The following is a 3,327-nucleotide window of genomic DNA, read 5'->3' on the forward strand; positions in this document are numbered from 1 at the left end:
GACCCATGTCTACCGGGCGCTCGACGGCACCGTCTTCGACCGCGACTGGCTGATCCGGCAAACCAGGACGGCCCTGTCCCCTGCCGCACATGGCGATGTCTTTCCAACCGGCTGGTCTGGCCCCCAATCCAATGCGGCGGCAGCGGAGCTTAACGCGATAGCCGGGGCGGGCTCTTATGCCGGGCTTTCAGCGGATTCCCGGGCCCTGCTGGGGCGCCTGCCGGGCAATCAGGGCTTTGCGGGGGCAGCACTGGAGGCGCGCGATCTCGCGATCCGTCAAACCCGCACGGCGCTTACGGCGGGCGATGCCGCACTTTTTCCGCCCGACTGGGACGATCCGTTGGTGCGCCAGGCCGCGGCGGATCAGCTCAACGGCATCGCGTCGCGCGCGGATTACGCAGCGCTCTCCAACAATGCGCTGCGCGTGCTGGCCGCCCTGCCGGGCCTTGCGCAAGCGTTCCGGCAGATTACCGACCTGCCGCTGCCCAACGCCGGCCCGCTGACCGAGAATCGCGCAGGCCCGGACAACCCGCCGGGCTTTGTCGTCGACCCCGCGCTGCGGGCCCATGTCGATCGGCTGGAGGGGCGCGCTCGCAACAGGTATTTCTACCGCACCGCCTTTGTCGACGAAGCGCAGAACCGCGGCCCGCTGGGGCTGTCGAGCCCAGCGGTCAACCTGCACGACGTGGCCCCGCCGCGGCGGCCTGTGCTGATCCGCGCGCTGGCGGGCGACCCGGACGGGCAGGAACCCCAGGACCGCAAGATCACGCTGGTCTGGGCCTCGAACCGAGAGCCTGACCTTGCCGCTTATCGGGTCTTTCGCACCGACACCGCAGCGGATGCCCGCGACACGCGGCTGATGACGCAGGTCGCAGAGATTGCGGTGCCGGCGGGGGACCCCGCCGCGCGGCCCGGCGAGAACGTGCTGGTCGATGCAGATCTCGACGGCCTTGTGACCTTCACCTACCGGTTGGAAGCGGTGGACGCGACCGGCACCCGCTCTGCACCCTCGGATCCGATCGCGGCGCGGGCCTTCGATACGACACAGCCCGAGGTTTCGCCTGTCACTCTGGCCTGGGTTGATCTGGCGGGCGTGATGCGGGCCGAAGCGTCCTGGACCAGCGACCACGAAGGGCTTTTGCAGCGCCAGATGGCGGGCGGATTCTGGGCAGATGTCGGCGGCTGGCAAGCGGCTGGCGCCGCCAGCGTCCGCGACGCTGGATCCGATCCGGCGGCGGGCGCTACCTACAGGCTGCGAGTGCGCAAATACACGGGTGCGGTGGCGCAGGGTCCGTCCCTGCCGCTCGCACCGCAATAGGGGGCGCGTGATGGCACTCGAATTCGAACGGTCCCGCTACTTCTGGCTTGGCCAGAACGATATCGTCACCCCGACCGAACCCGAACCGCCCACCGCCGAAAACAGCCGGGTCACGCCGCTGTTCGACATGTGGGAATACCGCGACGCGTTGCAATTCGCCTTTGCCGAGGCGACAGGCCCCGGCGATTTCATCTACATCGCGAACTGGTGGCTGGGCCTGCGTGGCGGCGACGTCATCGTGCCCGAAACGGTCAACAAGCTGAACCAGGGCCCGACGGTCAGCAACCGCAATCCGTTTCCGCTGGATCCGGTGACCGGAGGCGATCACCTGATCGATCTTCTGGCCGCCAAGGCCGCAAGCGGCGTCGATGTGCGGGTCATGGGCTGGATTTCCTGGGCGGCGAACCGGCCCAACCCGGTGCCGCTGCTGGGCGCGCAGCGAAGCAGGCAGGTGCGCGCGTCGCTGAACGCGGTGCCGGATATCGGCGGGATGATCAGCCTGAACGCCGAAACGATGGATGCCGTGCAATTCCTGCGCAATCAGCCCAACATGGCCAAGTCCTGCATACTCAATTCGCTGAGTCACACGGCGGGGGCGGTGCATATCAAGGGCGCCGTCATCGGATCGGCGGATCCGAATTCGCCCGGCGATTTTTCCGCCGTGGCCTTCACCGGCGGGCTCGATTTCCAGATGATCCGATGGGCGCAGTACGGGCACGAAAACCGGCCCACCTGGACCGCCGACACCGACATCCAGAGCAATTTCTGGCACGACATGCAGGCGATGATCGACGGCCCCGCGGCGCAGGCGTTTTATGACCATTTCAAGGAGATGTGGCGTGAAAGCCTGTTGCGCCAGCCCCAGGTCTATCGGCTGAACAACGCCAATCTGCCCGACTGGGTCGCAAAGACGCCCAATGTGCCGACCCGCACCATCACGGGCAATTTCATCCAGCAGCCCGCGCCGCCGCCCACCCACCATGTGCAGTCTGCCCGCACGATACCTGCCTTCAACTATCACCCCGGCAACATCTTTCCCGAGGGCACTGCGTATTCGAAGGCCACGAATGGGCTGTTCGAGGTGCGCGCCTGCTGGCGCAAGGCGATCTCGGGCGCGCAGCGCTACATCTACATGGAGGATCAAGGTTATTACAGCCGTGAGGTCATGGAATGGGTCAACGATGCGATTCGTGCCCAGCCCGATCTGCGGGTTATCCTGATGATGTCGGGCGCGGGCGATCCGAACGATGCGCCGCGCGACGAAAAGCTGATCCTCGAGCGGTCCTTGAACAACGGGTTGCTGGGAATAGGCACCTCTACCCTGCTGAACGCGGACCAGCGCAACCAGATCCGCATCTTCCAGGCCTGGGGCGATCTGCGGCCCAACGACCCGGCCAACGATTGCACGGTGCTGTCCGTCGATACTTCGGATCCGGCGTTCAACCTGGTCGAAACCGACCTGACCTGGTCCGACAGCTGGCGCGCCAACGAATTCAGCGGCCGGTTCACCTTTGCCCGGCGCGGCGTCAACGCGTGGCGCATCGTCGGCAATCCCCCCTTCGCCTCCGGTGCCAATACCCGCTTTCATATCGCCAAGGCGCCGCTGCCGCCCGCCGTGGGTGACGCGCTGGAGATGCGCCAGACCGCGGGCACGACGGTGCATTCCAAGGTCATCATCATCGACGACACCTGGGCGTCGATCGGGTCGGCGAACATCATGCGGCGGTCACTCTACACCGACTGGGAATATTCGGTGATGTTCATGGACGAAAACCCTCCCGCGACGAATGCGGTCAAGGCGTTTCGCGAACGGCTGTGGCGCGAACACTTCAAGCGCGGTGATCCGCCCGCCCTGCCGAACGAATTCAGTGACCTCGACACCGCGCTGGGGGCCTGGGCGCCCGGCGATCCGGCCTGGCAGACGACACCCGCGGTGCCGCCGCTGCCCACCCGCCCGGCGGGGGAATCCGGCCCCGCGCATCTGGAACCCGTCGTGGTCCAGGTGACAG

At 66.5% G+C, this 3,327-nt stretch carries 2 protein-coding genes; both read left to right on the forward strand.

Features of this window, described 5'->3' with window-relative positions; all coding sequences use genetic code 11:
- Positions 1 to 1,318, forward strand: a 1,318-nt coding sequence (locus tag WAO74_RS13795; protein ID WP_422162840.1) for a hypothetical protein, incomplete at its 5' end; no start/stop codon positions are given.
- Positions 1,319 to 1,328: 10 nt separating this feature from the next.
- The coding region (locus tag WAO74_RS13800) for a phospholipase D-like domain-containing protein (RefSeq protein ID WP_422162841.1) at positions 1,329 to 3,327 on the forward strand (1,999 nt) is incomplete at its 3' end.

Origin of the sequence: Polaribacter sp. (assembly GCF_049276715.1) — a bacterium.
Taxonomy (GTDB): Bacteria; Bacteroidota; Bacteroidia; order Flavobacteriales; family Flavobacteriaceae; genus Polaribacter.